The following is a 14,628-nucleotide window of genomic DNA, read 5'->3' as shown; positions in this document are numbered from 1 at the left end:
CTCCTTGGTGCGCGGGGGCGAGGGCCTCAGCGAAAGCGGACGGGTGTCGTGAACGGAATGTCGATGTGCGAGGCGGGCCCGGCGTAGACGGTAAGGGTGCGGGCGAGACCGTCGCGGATCTCGGCGAGGTTGCGCTGGCGCGGATCGGCGGCGGTCAGCGTGACTCGCAGGCGATGGCCGGCGGCGATCGTGTAGGCGCGGGGGGACAGCGCGAAGGAGAGTTCGACCGGCTGGCCGGGTGTGACCGGTGCGACGTCGGCCTTCAGGCCGGAATGATAGGGCAGGCCGAGATGATCGTAGGGCGCCTTGCCGGTCTTGCGGTGGCTGAAGGCGAGGCGGCCGAACGCAAGCATCGTCACCTTGCCGGCGGCGTCGACCTCTTCGAGGTAACCGAACAGATTGGCCTGCGGTCGATCGGCAGCGGCTCGGACGGTGAGCACCGGATAGCCTTCGATCGTGGCATCGGCAGCGAGCGGGCGGCTGGTGAAGGTGACGCCCCTGCCGTCCAGCGGGCTCGGCCAGAACTCGAAATAATCCCTGGTGGCAACGCCATAATCCGCAGCGAAGGGCAGCGCCTTGGCGGCGGTCGTGCGGACCGCAAGGCTGCCGCGGTCGACCTCTGCCGGGGCGTCATTGACGGTCGGCGACAGATAGAGCGCGGTGCGCTTCACCCCGACGCCGGGGAGCGTCGCGCGATGGACCATCGCTCCGCCATCGCCCTGCTCGCGCCACCAGGCGTAGCGCGGCTCGCGGTCGATGCCGTTATCGATGCCCTTCAGATAATGGTCGAAGAAGCGGCGCTGCTCGCCGACGATGTCGAACACCTTGGGCGGCTCGCAATGGCTGCCCGGCCCGACGATCATCTTCGCGTTAAGATTGGCGGCCGCCTTGATGATCTGCTCGGTGGGCTCGTCGTTCCAGTTGCTCCAGAGATACCAGGCAAGCTGCGGGCTACGCAGCGCCGCCAGATGCGAGTAGGGGCCGACCTCTTCCCAGAAGCGCGTCCCGGTGAGCGGTGAGACGCTGTCGCGATAGGGCATCCCTGCCCACAGCGGCGCCATCGGCGTGTTGCGCGCATGTTCCGACACCGCGGCTTTCAGCAGGCGGCCGTCGGGGTCGGCATCGACCGGCACGCTGGCGAGGTCGACGTCGAGCGGTTCGTCCGGGCGCGTGTTGAATTGCGCCGTGATGCCGCCGTTGCGGACGAAGGCATATTTGTCGAGGTCGGTTGCTGCCGCGAACACTGCTCTGAGCGCAGGCGGCCGGGTGCCGGCGACGAGCATCGCGCTGCCTCCCAGATAGGAACAGCCGGTGATGCCCACCTTGCCGGTGGTATATGGCTGGGCGGCGAGCCACTGGACGATATCGTAGCCGTCGCGCGCCTCGGTCTGGTCGAGGAAGCCGCGCCGTGCCCCGAAGGACGCGCCCTTGCCCCGCACATCGGCCGTGGCGACGACATAGCCGGCATGCACCAATTGGCGCAGGCCGAAGGTGGTCGAGTCGATCAGGTCGACGACCTGCCCATCCTTGCGGTAGCGCGCGCGATAGGGGGTGAAGGCGAACACCACCGGAAAACGGCCGTCGCGGATCATGCCGCGATCAGCGGGGCGGTAGAGGTTCACCGCAAGCCGCGTGCCGTCGCGCACAGGCAGATAGAAGGAGTTGCGGACCATCGCCGGATCATCGGCGATGGGTGTCATGTGGTCCGTCTGCCCGACCACGGGCGTGGTCGTCAGCCCGGCGGCAGCAACGGATGCAGCAATGCGCAGCCGCACAGACGGCAAGCGACGGGTCGCCACGATGCTCTCCTCTCCATCTCGCAACGGCGTCTTTTGCACCGCTGAGATAGGTGTAAACCCAATCAGTATGAATATTCAACTGTTATGTTGGAAAACTTATTTGGGCCTTGGAGGAGGATGCCGATGAAGCGGGCGATCGCGATCCCGCGCTGGCTCACGCCCTTAGGGACACGATGTGGAGCGTGCCGCCTCGCGCAGTTGCGCGCGCTCGCTGCTGACGCCGACATGGCGCTGTAAGCTCAGCGAGCACCTGCAATGATGCGCCGACCCGACATCAATGCCGGGCACCGCACCTCTCTCCCCGATACCGCTGCCCCCGGCAGTATCGACGGCGGGCGGGCCGGCAGCGCTTTTGCGCCGCCGACCCGATGTCATCGCGGCGGAACGGACGCTCGCAGCTTCGAACGCGCGGATCGGGGTCGCTGTCTCCGAATTTTATCCAAAGATCTCTCTCGGTGGCCTGCTTGGCACGGCGACGACGGCGGCAGGCGGTCTGTTCACCGGCAACGCGACGCAAGCCAACGGCGCGTTGGGCTTGCGCTGGCGTCTGTTCGACTTTGGCCGCGTCGATGCCGAGATCAAGGCTGCCAAAGGCCGCAATACCGAGGCACTGGCTGCCTACCGCCTGACCGTGCTGGGCGCATCACAGGATGTCGAAGATGCGTTCTCTATTCTGGTGCAGCAGGAGGCACGCGCCGCTACTCTGGCCCAGGGTGAGACATCGCTCACGCGCGCACGCAGCGCTTCGTTTGCGGCTTATAAGGCCGGGGTCGCCAGTCTGATCGAAGTAATCGATGCGGACCGCCGTCTGCTCGAGACCCGGGACGGCGCGATCCAGGCGCGCGCCGCGGCGAGCCGCGGGGCGGTCGCATCGTTCCGGGCGCTGGGTGGGGGCTGGGATCCGGTTCCAGTGACGAACGAAGCCATGTTTTCGATTCGTTCTCTTCGAAAATGCTTCGAAGATTGAAGCATTTCTGCCGAGTCGATCATGGCAGAAGCTATGGTGGAACAGGCCTGCAAGGAGACAAAAAATGTTTTGTTTTCAAGATCATGTGGGCGAGTTTAGGCGGACACCCTCTCCGCCAGTTGTCGCCGTTTAGCGACGATGCTGTTTTCCGGCAGTTGCAGTTACGCGGCCGTACGATGCCGCCGAAGCTGCCGTGCAGGCATCACGGCGATGACGGGCTGGATCGCGACTATTCTCGGGCTTTGTCGAAGGTCTGCCGACAGGCCTCCATGCGCGGCCAGTTTTCCCTGATCCACGACGTGAAGCCTTCCAGGGCGGGCAGCATGCTCGCGCCCATGTCGGTCAGCTCATATTCGACGCGCGGCGGCACTTCAGGAAAATAGTGGCGATTGAGAAGCCCGTCGCGTTCCAGATTGCGGAGCGTCAGCGTCAGCATGCGCTGCGTGATGCCCTCGATGCCATGCTTGAGCTCGGAGAAGCGGAGCCGGTGCCCGCTGGCGACGGCAAGATGCGACAAGACGAGGATCGTCCATTTGTCCCCGAGGCGTGCGAGCACGCCATGCGGCGCGCAGGGACGGAAGCGCGGGCCGTCTTCCGTTTGTTCGTAAGGGCGGCCGTGGATGGTGTGATCCATGGGTATCATCCTTGTGCCTGAGTTTGAAATCTGTGCCGTCTTCCAGCAACCCGCCAAGAGTATATATTCGTAACTCAAGCCAGTTCATCGAGGAAAATATGTCGCACAGCAACCAGCCGATCGTCGTTTTCGGCGCAACCGGTCAGCAGGGTGGCTCCGTTGCCAAAGCGCTTCTGAAAGCGGGATGGCCGGTGATCGCCGTGGTGCGGGAACCCGCTTCCGCGAAGTCGGCCGCGCTGCGCGACGCGGGCGTCGAGCTCGTCCAGGGCAGCTATTCCGATACCGATGCGATCCGCACGGCGATGCGGGGCGCGTATGGCGTGTTCAGTGTTCAGCAGAGCGCGCCCAGTGGTGAGGTGAGCGACGAAGAGGAAGTGCGGGCCGGGATCATGATCGCCGATCTGGCCGTCGCGTGCGGCATTGCCCACCTGGTCTACAGTTCGGGCGGAGCCGTCAGAGAGACTCCCACCGGTATGAGCCATTTCGACACGAAAATGCGCATCGAAGCGCATATTCGTGCGCTGCCGATCAGGGCGACGATCGTGCGCCCCGCCGCTTTCATCGATATGCTCGTCATGCCGGGCTTTGGACTCGACCGGGGGCAATTCAATTTCTTCATGCGTCCCGATCAATCGATGCAGCTGCTGGCAGTCGAGGACATCGGCAAGTTCGTAGAGCCCGTCTTCGCAGACCCGGTCCGCTTCGGTGGCCAGACCTTCGAGATCGCCAGCGATTCCGTGACCGGCAATGAACTGGAGGCGCTGTTCAGTCAGGCCGCCGGGCGCCCGATCGTTTATGCGCGCTTCGCCGACGATGTGCTGAAAGAAAGCGCCTTTCTTGCTAGACTCACCGCGCTGATGGACGACGGCCTGCTCGCCGGAAATGCCGACCTGGCCACGCTGCAAGACATCAACCCCGCGATGATGTCCGTCCGGGAGTGGCTCGCCGGAGCCGGTCGCGAGCCTTTTCTCAAGGCACTGGAGGCCGCCGGCTCATGGGATTATGACCGGGGTTGAGCGAACAAGGGCTGCCGAAAGCATGAGAGAGCGAGGTAAGCGCCAAGGTTATGGGCCGGGCGGAAGCCGCCGCTTTCTATCGTAGCGATACAGCGTGGGTGTGGCGCTCCTCGTCATCGGACCTACGGTCGATGCGCAAGAATGTCGGTGCGGGCGCGACGAAGCGTCTCGGCTGCCGGCCTAACGAGCGGTCCCGATCATCGAAGTCGCCGCCGCGACGATCGCCTCCCTGGGCGCGCGCGGGGTCCAGCCGAGCACGCGCCGCGCCTTGTCGTTGGACGTCCTCTTGGCGTAGCCGAGGTCGGGAACGAACGGACGCATCCCGGCATTGAAGCGCGCGGCAACGCGGACCAGGACGTCGGGCATTGTCCGCGTCGGGACCCGCTTCGCCGCATCGCCAAGCGCCGCCCTGATGATGGCGCCGATCTCCTTGAGGGCAAGCGCCCGGCCGTTGGAGAGCAGGAACCGCTCGCCTGCCGCAGCCGGATCGGTCAGCGCCATGATGTGTGCGCTGGCCACGTCGCGGACGTCGACCACGGGTATGAAGAGGTTCGGGACGACGGGCATCGCACCGTCGAGCATATGCCGGACGATGTGGTTCGAGCCGGAAACGTCCTTGCCCACCACCGGTCCCATGACGGCGACCGGCAGCATCGTGGTCAGTTCCAGCCCGCGTCCCTCGGCGGCGATGAAGTCCCAAGCCGCGCGTTCGGCAAGCGTCTTGCTCTTGCCATAGGCATCGACGCCGGGGCCATCGAGGATCGTCCAGTCGGTTTCGGTGAACACATGGTCGCTATGCGGATGTCCCCAGCTCACGGCGTGGAATGCGGAGGTGAGGATGACGCGCTTTGCCCCCGCGTCGCGTGCGGCGCGCAGCACGCGCAGCGTGCCTTCGCGCGCGGGGACGATCACATCATCCTCGTTCGCGACCGCCCCGGGCTGAACCGGGGAGGCGACATGCAAGACGACATCGATGTCGGCGGCGGCCTCCGCCCAGCCTTCGTCGTGCAGCAGATCGGCCGCGACGAAGCTCAGCTTGTCGGAATGGACCATGCCTGCACCCTCGAGGAAGCCGCGCGCCGTCGCTTCCTTGGCCAGCGATCGGATGGTGGAGCGGACGAGATGGCCTTGCTCGAGAAGTTGGAGGATGCAGTGCCCGGCGATGAAGCCGGAGCCGCCGGTAACGAGAACCCGCTGCGGACTCATGAAGAGGCCCCTTTGGAAACACGATGATCGTCGGCCAGTCGGTCGCGCCAGCGCGTCGGGGTCGTCCGTTCCCAGCGGCGGAAGGCCCGAACAAATGAATTGGGCTCGACGAAGCCGACCAGCATGGCAATGGCCACCGTATCGAGTTCGGTGGCGGCGAGCAGCCGGTTTGCCGTGGTCCGCCTCACCCCCGCGAGTTGCTCCTGGAAGCTCGTCCCGAGGCCGTGGAGGCGGCGCTGAAGCGTACGGGTGCTCATCTTGAGGCGACCCGCCACCGCTGCGACGCTGGGTTGGCCGCCCTCGCTCAATTGCCGTGCGATGGCGACGCGCATCTCGCCCACGACAGCGGGGAAGCCCTCTCCGTCGCGGACGCGCTGTTCCAGGCCATCCAGCACATGTGCGAAGGCGCCGCCGTCGGCGGTGAGAAACGGAACGTCGAGCGCTGCGCGGTCGAACGCCATGGCATCGATCGCGGCGCCGAAGACGATCGGGCAATCGAAGTGCCGACGCAGGAGCGCCTCGTCGCTGGGGCGCCGCGTCAGTTCGAGACGTATCGGCGCGACCGTTCCGGCGGTGCCGCGTCGAGCGAGCTGGCGCAGGGAGGCCATCGTCATATCGACGAGCAGGCGGGGCGCCGGTCCCGTCGCCTGAAGCCAGCGATAGCGAACGACGGCTTCGGCACCCTTTACCTCGACCTCCACGACTTCGGGGCAGGTCAGGCTTTTGTATCGGGAGAGTGCCGCGAGCGCGCTGCGAAAGTCGGGCGCGTGCAAGGCGACGATCGCCGCGACGCCATACCCGCGCGCAATCCCTTCGTCGCCAAAGCGAAGGCCCGCGCCGGGATCATGGAATTCCTCTTCGGCCGCCGCCCAGATCCGGAAGAAATCGCTCGTCGCCCACGCGTTCGATGTCGCCACGCCCGCACGAGCACATAGGCGTTCGATCGGGATGCCCAGCTTCGACAGGACAGCGGGTGACAGCGAAAAGGTGTCGGGGCCGTGCATGAGCGACACATAGGCGGGCCCCCGCGCTGCCGACACATCCGATCGCGCCAATCGTAGCGCTGGAGCGCAGGCATGGGGCTCATCGTCATCGGGCGTTGCCCGCCGATGATCAGGACGAAGGTGCGACGGCGCATCCCCGCGATCCAAGGGATCGGGACGCAACCATTTTCAGCGATACAAGCGATACAAGCGATACAAGCGCCGGTACGACATCGTCGCGTTACCGCTCCAGCTGCCCCAGCATGTAATCCGCCGAGCTCACATTGAATTCGCCCGGCGTCTCGACGTTCAGCACCTCGACGACGCCGTCGTTGACGATCATCGAATAGCGGCGGCCGCGCTCGCCCATGCCGAACTTGCTGCTGTCCTGCACCAGTCCGACCGCGCGCGCGAAGTCGCCATTGCCATCGGCGAGCATCGTCACCGCCTCGCCCGCGTTCGCCGATTTCGCCCAGGCGGCCATCACGAAGGCGTCGTTGACGGCGGTGCAGGCGATTTCGTCGATCCCCTTGGCCTTCAGCGCCGCGGCCTTGTCGATGAAGCCGGGCAGATGCTTGGCGGAGCAGGTGGGGGTAAAGGCGCCGGGTACGGAAAACAGCGCGATGCGCCGTCCGGCGAAATAGCTGTGGGTGTCAGTGGCCTCGGCGCCGGAGGGTGTCACCTTGGTAACAGCGATGGTGGGCAGCGTCTCGCCGCTGGTGATCGTCATTGCTGGCTTCCTTGCGCATATCGGCGGCGCCGCTGCCGCCCGCGGCTCAACTGGGCCTGCGGACCGCGTGGCGCAACCCCACCGTGACACTCCCTGCCGGGAGGGTATAAACGGACATATGGAGTCGCCTCGTTTCTTGACCGGCCAATTCCTGCTTGCGATGCCCGGGATCGGCGATCCCCGCTTCGAGCATTCGGTGATCGCGATGTGCGCGCATGACGAAAAGGGCGCGCTCGGCATCGGTATCGGCCACCGCGTGGAGGGCGTCGGCCTCCATCTGCTGCTCAACCAGTTCGAGATCGCGACCGACGGCGTGCCCGATGCGCCGGTCCATGCCGGCGGGCCGGTGGAGCCGCAGCGCGGTTTCGTGATCCACAGCCGGGACTGGTCCGGCAGCGAGAGCATCGACGTCGCCGGGCGCTGGGCGCTGACCGCCACCGTGGATGCGTTGCGCGCGATCGCATCGGGCTCGGGGCCCAGCAAATGGATCGTGGCACTGGGCTATGCCGGGTGGGGCGAGGGCCAGCTCGATGAGGAGATGCGGCGGCACGGCTGGTTCGTCACCCCGGGTACCGAGAGCCTGCTGTGGGAAACCCGCCCCGAGGCGCGCTGGCGCGAGGGCTTTTCCAGCGCCGGGATCGACTCGCGGCTGCTGGCGGCAAGCGCCGGCCAAGCCTGAACCGGGTTCTCCGGCAAGGCATATAAAGACATCTTTATATTTGCATTAGAGGCGGTGAGGCTGTATCCGGCGCGCCATCAAGAGCCAGTTCCAGGAGATTATCGAGTGGCAACCGCCCCCGCCGCCGGCTTCACCGACTTCGTCGTGAAGGACCTCAGCCTCGCCGCCTTCGGCCGCAAGGAAATCGAGATCGCCGAAACGGAGATGCCCGGCCTGATGGCGCTGCGCGCCGAATATGGCGCCGCGCAGCCGCTCAAGGGCGCGCGCATCACCGGCTCGCTGCATATGACGATCCAGACCGCCGTTCTCATCGAGACGCTGGTCGCGCTCGGTGCCGAAGTGCGCTGGGCGACCTGCAACATCTATTCGACGCAGGATCACGCCGCCGCCGCGATCGCCGCGCAGGGCATTCCGGTGTTCGCGATCAAGGGCGAGAGCCTTGAGGATTACTGGGACTATGTCGATCGCATCTTCGACTGGGGCGATGGCGAAACCTGCAACATGATCCTCGACGATGGCGGCGACGCCACGATGTTCGCGCTGTGGGGCGCGCGCGTCGAGGCGGGCGAAGAGCTGTTCACGCCGTCGAACGAGGAAGAGGAAATCTTCGTCCAGGTGCTCAAGAAGCGGCTGGCGGCAACGCCGGGCTTCCTGACCAAGACGGTCGCCAACACCAAGGGCGTCTCGGAAGAGACCACCACCGGCGTCCACCGCCTCTATGACCTCGCCAAGAAGGGCAAGCTGCCGTTCCCGGCGATCAACGTCAACGACAGCGTCACCAAGTCGAAGTTCGACAATCTCTATGGCTGCAAGGAATCGCTGGTCGATGCGATCCGCCGCGCCACCGACGTGATGCTCGCCGGCAAGGTCGCCGCGGTTGCGGGCTTCGGTGACGTCGGCAAGGGCTCGGCGCAGTCGCTGCGCAACGGCGGCGCGCGCGTGCTGGTGACCGAGGTCGACCCGATCTGCGCGCTGCAGGCGGCGATGGAAGGCTTCGAGGTCGTGACGATGGAGGAAGCGGCGACCCGCGCCGACATCTTCGTCACCGCGACGGGCAATGCCGACGTCATCACGCTCGATCACATGCGCGCGATGAAGAACATGGCGATCGTCTCGAACATCGGCCACTTCGACAGCGAGATCCAGATCGGCGCGCTCGCCAACATGAAGTGGACCGAGATCAAGCCGCAGGTCGACGAAGTCGAATTCCCGGATGGCAAGAAGATCATCGTCCTGTCGAAGGGCCGTCTGGTCAATCTCGGCAACGCCACCGGCCATCCGAGCTTCGTGATGTCGTCCAGCTTCACCAACCAGGTGCTGGCGCAGATCGAACTGTTCACCAATCGCGACGCCTACAACAATGACGTGTTCGTGCTGCCCAAGCATCTCGACGAGAAGGTGGCGCGCCTTCACCTCGAGAAGCTGGGCGTGAAGCTGACGACGCTCACCGAGAAGCAGGCGGCGTATATCGGCGTATCGGTCGAAGGGCCGTTCAAGCCGGATCATTATCGCTACTGATCGCTGACGCGCCGCTACGGCGGCGTTGCATCGAAGAGGGCGGGCCGTGGTAACGCGGCCCGCCTTTTTTTGCGTCAGGGTGCGGCCCGCATTTCGACGAACGATGCTTGTCGCACGACGCCGCCTGCCGATAGGTTCCCGGTCAACACAGGGGACCATCCATGAAAACCAGCCTCGCCGCGCTCGCCGCGGCGCTTCTCGCCATTCCCGCCGCGCACGCCGAAGAGGCGGCCAAGCCCAAATGGGATGTCGCCGCGCCGCCGGGGATGAAGACGCGCAAGGTGCCGGTCGATACCGACGAGGGCACCTGGATGAACCTCGATGTCAGCCCGGACGGCAACACGATCGCGTTCGACCTGCTGGGTGACATCTACACCATGCCGGTCACCGGCGGCACCGCGACGCGCATCGCCGAGGGGCTGCCCTTCGAGGTCCAGCCGCGCTTCTCGCCCGATGGCAGGCGCATCGCCTTCACCAGCGATCGCGGCGGCGGCGACAATATCTGGGTGATGAACCGCGACGGCAGCGACAAGCGCCAGGTGAGCAAGGAGGATTTCCGCCTGCTCAACAATCCGAGCTGGAGCCCGGACGGCCGCTTCATCGCCGCACGCAAGCATTTCACCACTGCCCGCTCGGCCGGCACCGGTGAGATCTGGCTCTACCATGTCTCCGGCGGCAGCGGCGTCGCGCTCGTCAAGCGCGCCAGCGAGCAGTTGCAGAAGGAATTGGGGGAGCCCGCCTTCACGCCCGATGGCAAGGGCATCTACTACAGCCGCAACATCACGCCGGGCCCGGTGTTCGAATATGCGCAGGATTCGAACACCGACCTGTTCGACATCGAGCGCTATGATCTCGACACCGGCAAGGTCGAAACCGTGGTGAGCGGCCCCGGCGGCGCAGTGCGCGCGACGCCTTCCCCGGACGGCAAGTGGCTCGCCTTCGTGCGGCGCGAGCGCGCCCGCTCCAAGCTCTACGTCAAGGATCTGAAGAGCGGCACCGTCCGCAAGATCTATGACACGCTCGACCTCGACATGCAGGAAACCTGGGCGGTGCAGGGGCTCTATCCCAACATGGCCTGGCTGCCCGACTCGCGCGCGCTGATCGTCTGGGCGGGCGGCAAGCTGCGCCGCATCGACATGGCGAGCGGCGCGGACACGATCATCCCGTTCCGCGTCGCCGACGATCGCGTCGTGATCGATCCGGTGCGCCCGCAGGTCGCGGTCGCGCCGGACAGCTTCGCCACGCGGATGCCGCGCTTCGCGACGGTTTCTCCCGATGGCCGCCAGATCCTGTTCGAGACGATGGGCAAGCTGTGGCTGAAGCCAGCGGCCGGCGGCGCGGCGCGGCGGCTGACCCGCGGCGACGAGGAACTCGAACTCTTCCCAAGCTGGTCGCGCGACGGCCGGCAGATCGTCTATGTCGGCTGGACCGACGCCGGCCTCGGCACGATCCGCACCATCGCCGCGGCGGGCGGGCAGGGCAGGGCGGTCACCGCCGAACCCGGCCATTATCGCCGCCCGCGCTTCTCGCCGGACGGCAGGACGATCGTCTTCGAAAAGGGCAAGGGCGGCCAGCTCACGTCGTCCGATCATTCGGACAGCAGCGGCGTGTTCCGCGTCGCGGCGAGCGGCGGCGAGGTCGTCCGCATCACCGCCGATGGCGGCGAACCGCACTTCGGCGCCGCCAACGACCGGCTGTTCGTCACCCGATTCGCCGGCGGCAAGGGCATGCTGGTCAGCCTCGACCTCAATGGCGAGGCGGCGCGTACGCATGCGACGGGCGAACTGGTCAGCACGTTCTCGGTGTCGCCGACCGGCGAATACTTCGCCTTCCGCGAAAGCTATGGCGCCTATGTGATGCCGCTGCTGCCGGGCAATCAGGATATCGGCGCGGGCGCCAGCGGCAGCCCGCTGCCGGTGACGCGCGCGAGCGCGGGCGGGGCCGACTATATCCATTGGGGCGCCGATGGCCGCGCGCTGCACTGGAGCCTGGGCCCCACTTTCTTTACCGCGCAGACCGCGTCGCTCTTCCCCAGTGCCCCGCCGCCGCCCGCCGGCACCCCGTCCGCACCCGCTTATGTCCCGCCGGCGCGTGGCGTGTCGCTCTCGATGGACGTCGCCGCGCGCAAGCACCAGGGCCGCGTTGCGCTGGTCGGCGCGCGCATCGTGACGATGGCGGCGACGGACGGCGGCATCGTCGAGGATGGTGCGATCCTGATCGACGGGGACCGCATCGCAGCGATCGGCCCGCGTGCGCGCGTGACCATCCCCGCCGGCACGAAGACGATCGACGTCGCCGGCAAGACGATCATCCCCGGTCTGATCGACGCGCATGCCCATGGCCTGCAGGGCGTCGACGAGATCGTGCCGCAGCAGAACTGGTCGGCGATCGCGCACCTGGCGCTCGGCGTCACCACCATCCACGATCCGTCGAGCACCGCCGCGGAAATCTTCCCGGCCGCCGAGCGCCAGCGGGTGAACGACTTTCTCGCCCCGCGCATCTTCTCGACGGGCGAGGTGGTCTATGGTGCCAAGGCGGGCGGCTTCTATGCGCGGATCGATTCGATCGACGACGCCCGCGCGCATGTTCGCCGGCTAAAGGCGCAGGGCGCCCACGCCATCAAGAACTATAACCAGCCGCGGCGCGAGCAGCGCCAGCAGGTCGTCGCCGCCGGCATCGAGGAGAATATCCAGACCGTCGCGGAAGGTGGCGCGCTGTTCGGCATGGACATCGCGCTGATCGCCGACGGCAACACCACGCTCGAACACAACATCCCGCAGAACATCCTCTACAAGGATGTGGTCGACTTCTTCGCCGCGACCAGGGTGGGCTATACGCCGACGCTGGTGGTCAGCTACAGCGGCCTCGCCGGCGATCCCTATTGGCGGCAGGCGACCGACGTGTGGCTGCACCCGATCCTCTCGCGCCACGTGCCGCCAGGCGACCTGCAGGCGCGCAACGTCCGCCGCACCAAGGCGCCGGAGGAGGATTTCGTCGATGACGACAATGCCCGCGAGGCGCGCAAGCTGGCGCAGCGCGGGGTGATGGTCAGCATCGGCGCGCACGGCCAGGAGGAGGGGCTGGGCTCGCACTGGGAGCTGTGGTCGTTCGTCCGCGGCGGCATGACTCCGCTGGAGGCGCTGCGCGCGGGCACGATCACGCCGGCGCGCTCGCTCGGCTTCGATCGCGACATCGGCTCGCTGGAGGTCGGCAAGCTTGCGGATCTGGTGGTCCTCGACGCCGATCCGCTCACCGACATCCGCAATTCCGATCATATCGCGCGGGTGATGCTCGGCGGTCGGCTCTATGACCCGCTGACGATGGACGAGGTGGAGACCGGCACCGCGAAGAAGCGGCGCTACTTCTGGGAGTAAGGCCCCGCCGCTAATCCGCGAACGCCGCCCGCATCAGGAACGCCGCGCTCTCTGCGAGCACCGGCGCCCTGGCGCGAAACGGCTTGGCCAGCGCCATCACGATCCCGGCATGGTCGAGCCCGGCATAGTCTCGATAGACCGCGCTGCCGCCCGCGGACGTCAGCGCTGCGACCAGCGCCTGGCTGTTGCGCGGGCGGACCACGGTGTCGGCGGTGCCCGTCGCCAGCCAGAGCGGCGGCGCATCGCGGCGGGCGAAGTGGATCGGCTGGGTGAGGCGCGGGTCGGGCGCGCGGCCGAAGGCGGCGATCGAGGCGGGCACGTCGAAGGGGAAGAAGTCATAGGGTCCGGCGAGCCCCGCGACGCCCCGGATGGATCGCGGCTCGATCCCCGCCGCCTGCGCATAGCCGGGATCGAGCGCGACCAGCGCGGCGATGTGCGCCCCCGCCGAATGGCCCGCGAGCAGGATGCGCGCCGGGTCGCCGCCATGCGCCGCGGCATGATCCGCCACCCAGCGCAACGCCGCGGCCGCATCCTCGACGAAGGCGGGGAAGTGGATTGCCGGTACGAGGCGATAGTCGGGGACGACGACGGTGAAGCCCAGCGCCGCGAACGCCCGCGCCGCGAACCCGTAATGGCGGCGCTCGCCCGCGCTCCAGCCGCCGCCATAGAAGAAGACCAGCACCGGCTGCGGCCCTCGCGCGCCCGCCGCGCGCCACAGGTCCAGCCGCTGGCGCGGCGCCGGGCCATAAGCCGCGCCGGCAACCCGTCGCCGGATGCGCGGCCCGCCGGGCGCCAGCCGGTCGGCGAGGTCGAGCAGCGCCGGGCCGGTCAGCCCCGCGCGCGCGGCGACGGCGCCGAGTGTGGACATCAGTCGCTTCATCGGATTAGCGCGATAGCATTGCGGCCGATCCCGGCCCAGCAGGGAGCAGGCGGCGCCGCTGGCGCGTTGAAAGGATATGACCAAGCTCTACCATATCAGCGATCTCCATTTCGGCATGGAGGATCGGATCGCGCTCGACTGGTTCCAGAACGAGGTGCGCGCCGAGCGGCCCGACGCGGTGATCGTCACCGGTGACCTCACGATGCGCGCGCGCGCGCAGGAATTCGCGGCGGCGGCGGCCTGGCTGGAAGCGCTGGCGGTGCCGGTCACGGTGGAGGTCGGCAACCATGACCTGCCCTATCTCAACCCGCTGGCGCGCTTCGCCACGCCCTACAGGCGCTACCGTCGGTTGGAGCGGATGATCGAACGCCCGCTCGACCTCGACGGCGTGACCCTGGTGCCGCTCAAGACGACGGCGCGCGCGCAGTGGCGGCTCAACTGGTCCAAGGGCAAGGTCAGCGGCCGCAGCCTCTCCGCCGCGCTGGACCTGACGCGGGCGGCCCCCGCCGGTCATGTCGTGCTGGTCGCCTGCCATCATCCGCTGATCGAGGCGGGCACGCGATCGAGCGCGCGGACCCATGGCGGCTCCGCAGCGCTGGACCGGCTTGCCGCCGCGGGCGCGCATGCGGTGCTGACCGGCCATGTCCATGATCCGTTCGACGTCGCGCACGAGGTGGCGGGCCGCACCGTGCGGCTGATCGGCGCGGGCACGCTGTCCGAACGCATCCGCGACACCGCGCCGTCCTATAATGTGCTGCGGATCGTGCAGGGCGCAATCGAACTCGACGTGCGCGCGCTCGGCACGGCGGCGCAGCCGATGCCGCAGCTCAGGACGGACTGAC

12 protein-coding genes are annotated in these 14,628 nt (G+C 67.2%); 6 read left to right on the top strand and 6 right to left on the bottom strand.

Annotation, left to right across the window (positions count from 1 at the left end; translation table 11 throughout):
- Positions 1 to 26: 26 nt before the first annotated feature.
- Positions 27 to 1,799, bottom strand: coding sequence for a CocE/NonD family hydrolase (locus tag NX02_RS12890; RefSeq protein ID WP_158014007.1), 1,773 nt, complete (start codon positions 1,797 to 1,799; stop codon positions 27 to 29).
- Positions 1,800 to 2,151: 352 nt separating this feature from the next.
- Here NX02_RS12890 and NX02_RS12885 point away from each other — a divergent pair, with 352 nt between their 5' ends.
- Positions 2,152 to 2,766 (top strand): TolC family protein, encoded by a 615-nt coding sequence (locus tag NX02_RS12885; protein WP_245648839.1) that lies wholly within the window; start codon positions 2,152 to 2,154, stop codon positions 2,764 to 2,766.
- 229 nt (positions 2,767 to 2,995) lie between these two features.
- On the opposite strand, the gene NX02_RS12880 is transcribed toward NX02_RS12885, so the two are convergent.
- A complete protein-coding gene (locus NX02_RS12880; RefSeq protein ID WP_025292605.1) occupies positions 2,996 to 3,400 on the bottom strand; it encodes a winged helix-turn-helix transcriptional regulator in 405 nt (134 codons plus the stop codon).
- A 98-nt stretch (positions 3,401 to 3,498) separates the two neighbouring features.
- On the opposite strand from NX02_RS12880, the gene NX02_RS12875 reads away from it, so the two are divergent.
- Positions 3,499 to 4,416, top strand: coding sequence for an NmrA/HSCARG family protein (locus NX02_RS12875; RefSeq protein WP_025292604.1), 918 nt, complete (start codon positions 3,499 to 3,501; stop codon positions 4,414 to 4,416).
- A 180-nt stretch (positions 4,417 to 4,596) separates the two neighbouring features.
- On the opposite strand, the gene NX02_RS12870 is transcribed toward NX02_RS12875, so the two are convergent.
- The 3 genes from NX02_RS12870 to NX02_RS12860 form a co-directional block, all read right to left on the bottom strand.
- Positions 4,597 to 5,622, bottom strand: coding sequence for an SDR family oxidoreductase (locus NX02_RS12870; RefSeq protein WP_025292603.1), 1,026 nt, complete (start codon positions 5,620 to 5,622; stop codon positions 4,597 to 4,599).
- Positions 5,619 to 6,662 (bottom strand): AraC family transcriptional regulator, encoded by a 1,044-nt coding sequence (locus NX02_RS12865; RefSeq protein WP_158014006.1) that lies wholly within the window; start codon positions 6,660 to 6,662, stop codon positions 5,619 to 5,621. The genes NX02_RS12870 and NX02_RS12865 overlap by 4 nt, the downstream gene beginning before the upstream one ends.
- Positions 6,663 to 6,846: 184 nt before the next feature.
- Complete coding sequence (locus NX02_RS12860) at positions 6,847 to 7,335, bottom strand: peroxiredoxin (protein WP_025292601.1); 489 nt, start codon at positions 7,333 to 7,335, stop codon at positions 6,847 to 6,849.
- A 118-nt stretch (positions 7,336 to 7,453) separates the two neighbouring features.
- On the opposite strand from NX02_RS12860, the gene NX02_RS12855 reads away from it, so the two are divergent.
- The 3 genes from NX02_RS12855 (at position 7,454) to NX02_RS12845 (ending at position 12,906) form a co-directional block, all read left to right on the top strand.
- Positions 7,454 to 8,014 (top strand): YqgE/AlgH family protein, encoded by a 561-nt coding sequence (locus NX02_RS12855; protein ID WP_025292600.1) that lies wholly within the window; start codon positions 7,454 to 7,456, stop codon positions 8,012 to 8,014.
- Between the two features lie 105 nt (positions 8,015 to 8,119).
- Positions 8,120 to 9,532 carry an adenosylhomocysteinase gene (gene ahcY, locus NX02_RS12850; RefSeq protein WP_025292599.1) on the top strand — a complete coding sequence of 471 codons (1,413 nt, stop codon included), beginning with the start codon at positions 8,120 to 8,122 and terminating at the stop codon, positions 9,530 to 9,532.
- Between the two features lie 161 nt (positions 9,533 to 9,693).
- Positions 9,694 to 12,906 carry an amidohydrolase family protein gene (locus NX02_RS12845; RefSeq protein ID WP_025292598.1) on the top strand — a complete coding sequence of 1,071 codons (3,213 nt, stop codon included), beginning with the start codon at positions 9,694 to 9,696 and terminating at the stop codon, positions 12,904 to 12,906.
- Positions 12,907 to 12,916: 10 nt separating this feature from the next.
- On the opposite strand, the gene NX02_RS12840 is transcribed toward NX02_RS12845, so the two are convergent.
- Positions 12,917 to 13,774 carry an alpha/beta hydrolase gene (locus NX02_RS12840; protein ID WP_039997484.1) on the bottom strand — a complete coding sequence of 286 codons (858 nt, stop codon included), beginning with the start codon at positions 13,772 to 13,774 and terminating at the stop codon, positions 12,917 to 12,919.
- A gap of 88 nt (positions 13,775 to 13,862) precedes the next feature.
- Between NX02_RS12840 and NX02_RS12835 the strand changes: the two genes are divergently transcribed.
- Positions 13,863 to 14,627 (top strand): metallophosphoesterase family protein, encoded by a 765-nt coding sequence (locus NX02_RS12835; protein ID WP_025292596.1) that lies wholly within the window; start codon positions 13,863 to 13,865, stop codon positions 14,625 to 14,627.
- The last annotated feature ends 1 nt before the right edge of the window (position 14,628 follow it).

The organism is Sphingomonas sanxanigenens DSM 19645 = NX02 (genome assembly GCF_000512205.2).
GTDB lineage: Bacteria > Pseudomonadota > Alphaproteobacteria > Sphingomonadales > Sphingomonadaceae > Sphingomonas_D > Sphingomonas_D sanxanigenens.
Note: the sequence above shows the minus strand (reverse complement) of the source record. Positions and strands in the feature narration are given on the sequence as shown.

Bases quoted from the DNA above. Each gene is read 5' to 3' on its own strand.
- NX02_RS12860 (WP_025292601.1), bottom strand. From the start codon at position 7,335: ATGACGATCACCAGCGGCGAGACGCTGCCCACCATCGCTGTTACCAAG.
- NX02_RS12875 (WP_025292604.1), top strand. From the start codon at position 3,499: ATGTCGCACAGCAACCAGCCGATCGTCGTTTTCGGCGCAACCGGTCAG.
- NX02_RS12845 (WP_025292598.1), top strand. From the start codon at position 9,694: ATGAAAACCAGCCTCGCCGCGCTCGCCGCGGCGCTTCTCGCCATTCCC.
- NX02_RS12835 (WP_025292596.1), top strand. From the start codon at position 13,863: ATGACCAAGCTCTACCATATCAGCGATCTCCATTTCGGCATGGAGGAT.
- NX02_RS12840 (WP_039997484.1), bottom strand. From the start codon at position 13,774: ATGTCCACACTCGGCGCCGTCGCCGCGCGCGCGGGGCTGACCGGCCCG.
- NX02_RS12880 (WP_025292605.1), bottom strand. From the start codon at position 3,400: ATGGATCACACCATCCACGGCCGCCCTTACGAACAAACGGAAGACGGC.
- NX02_RS12855 (WP_025292600.1), top strand. From the start codon at position 7,454: ATGGAGTCGCCTCGTTTCTTGACCGGCCAATTCCTGCTTGCGATGCCC.
- NX02_RS12870 (WP_025292603.1), bottom strand. From the start codon at position 5,622: ATGAGTCCGCAGCGGGTTCTCGTTACCGGCGGCTCCGGCTTCATCGCC.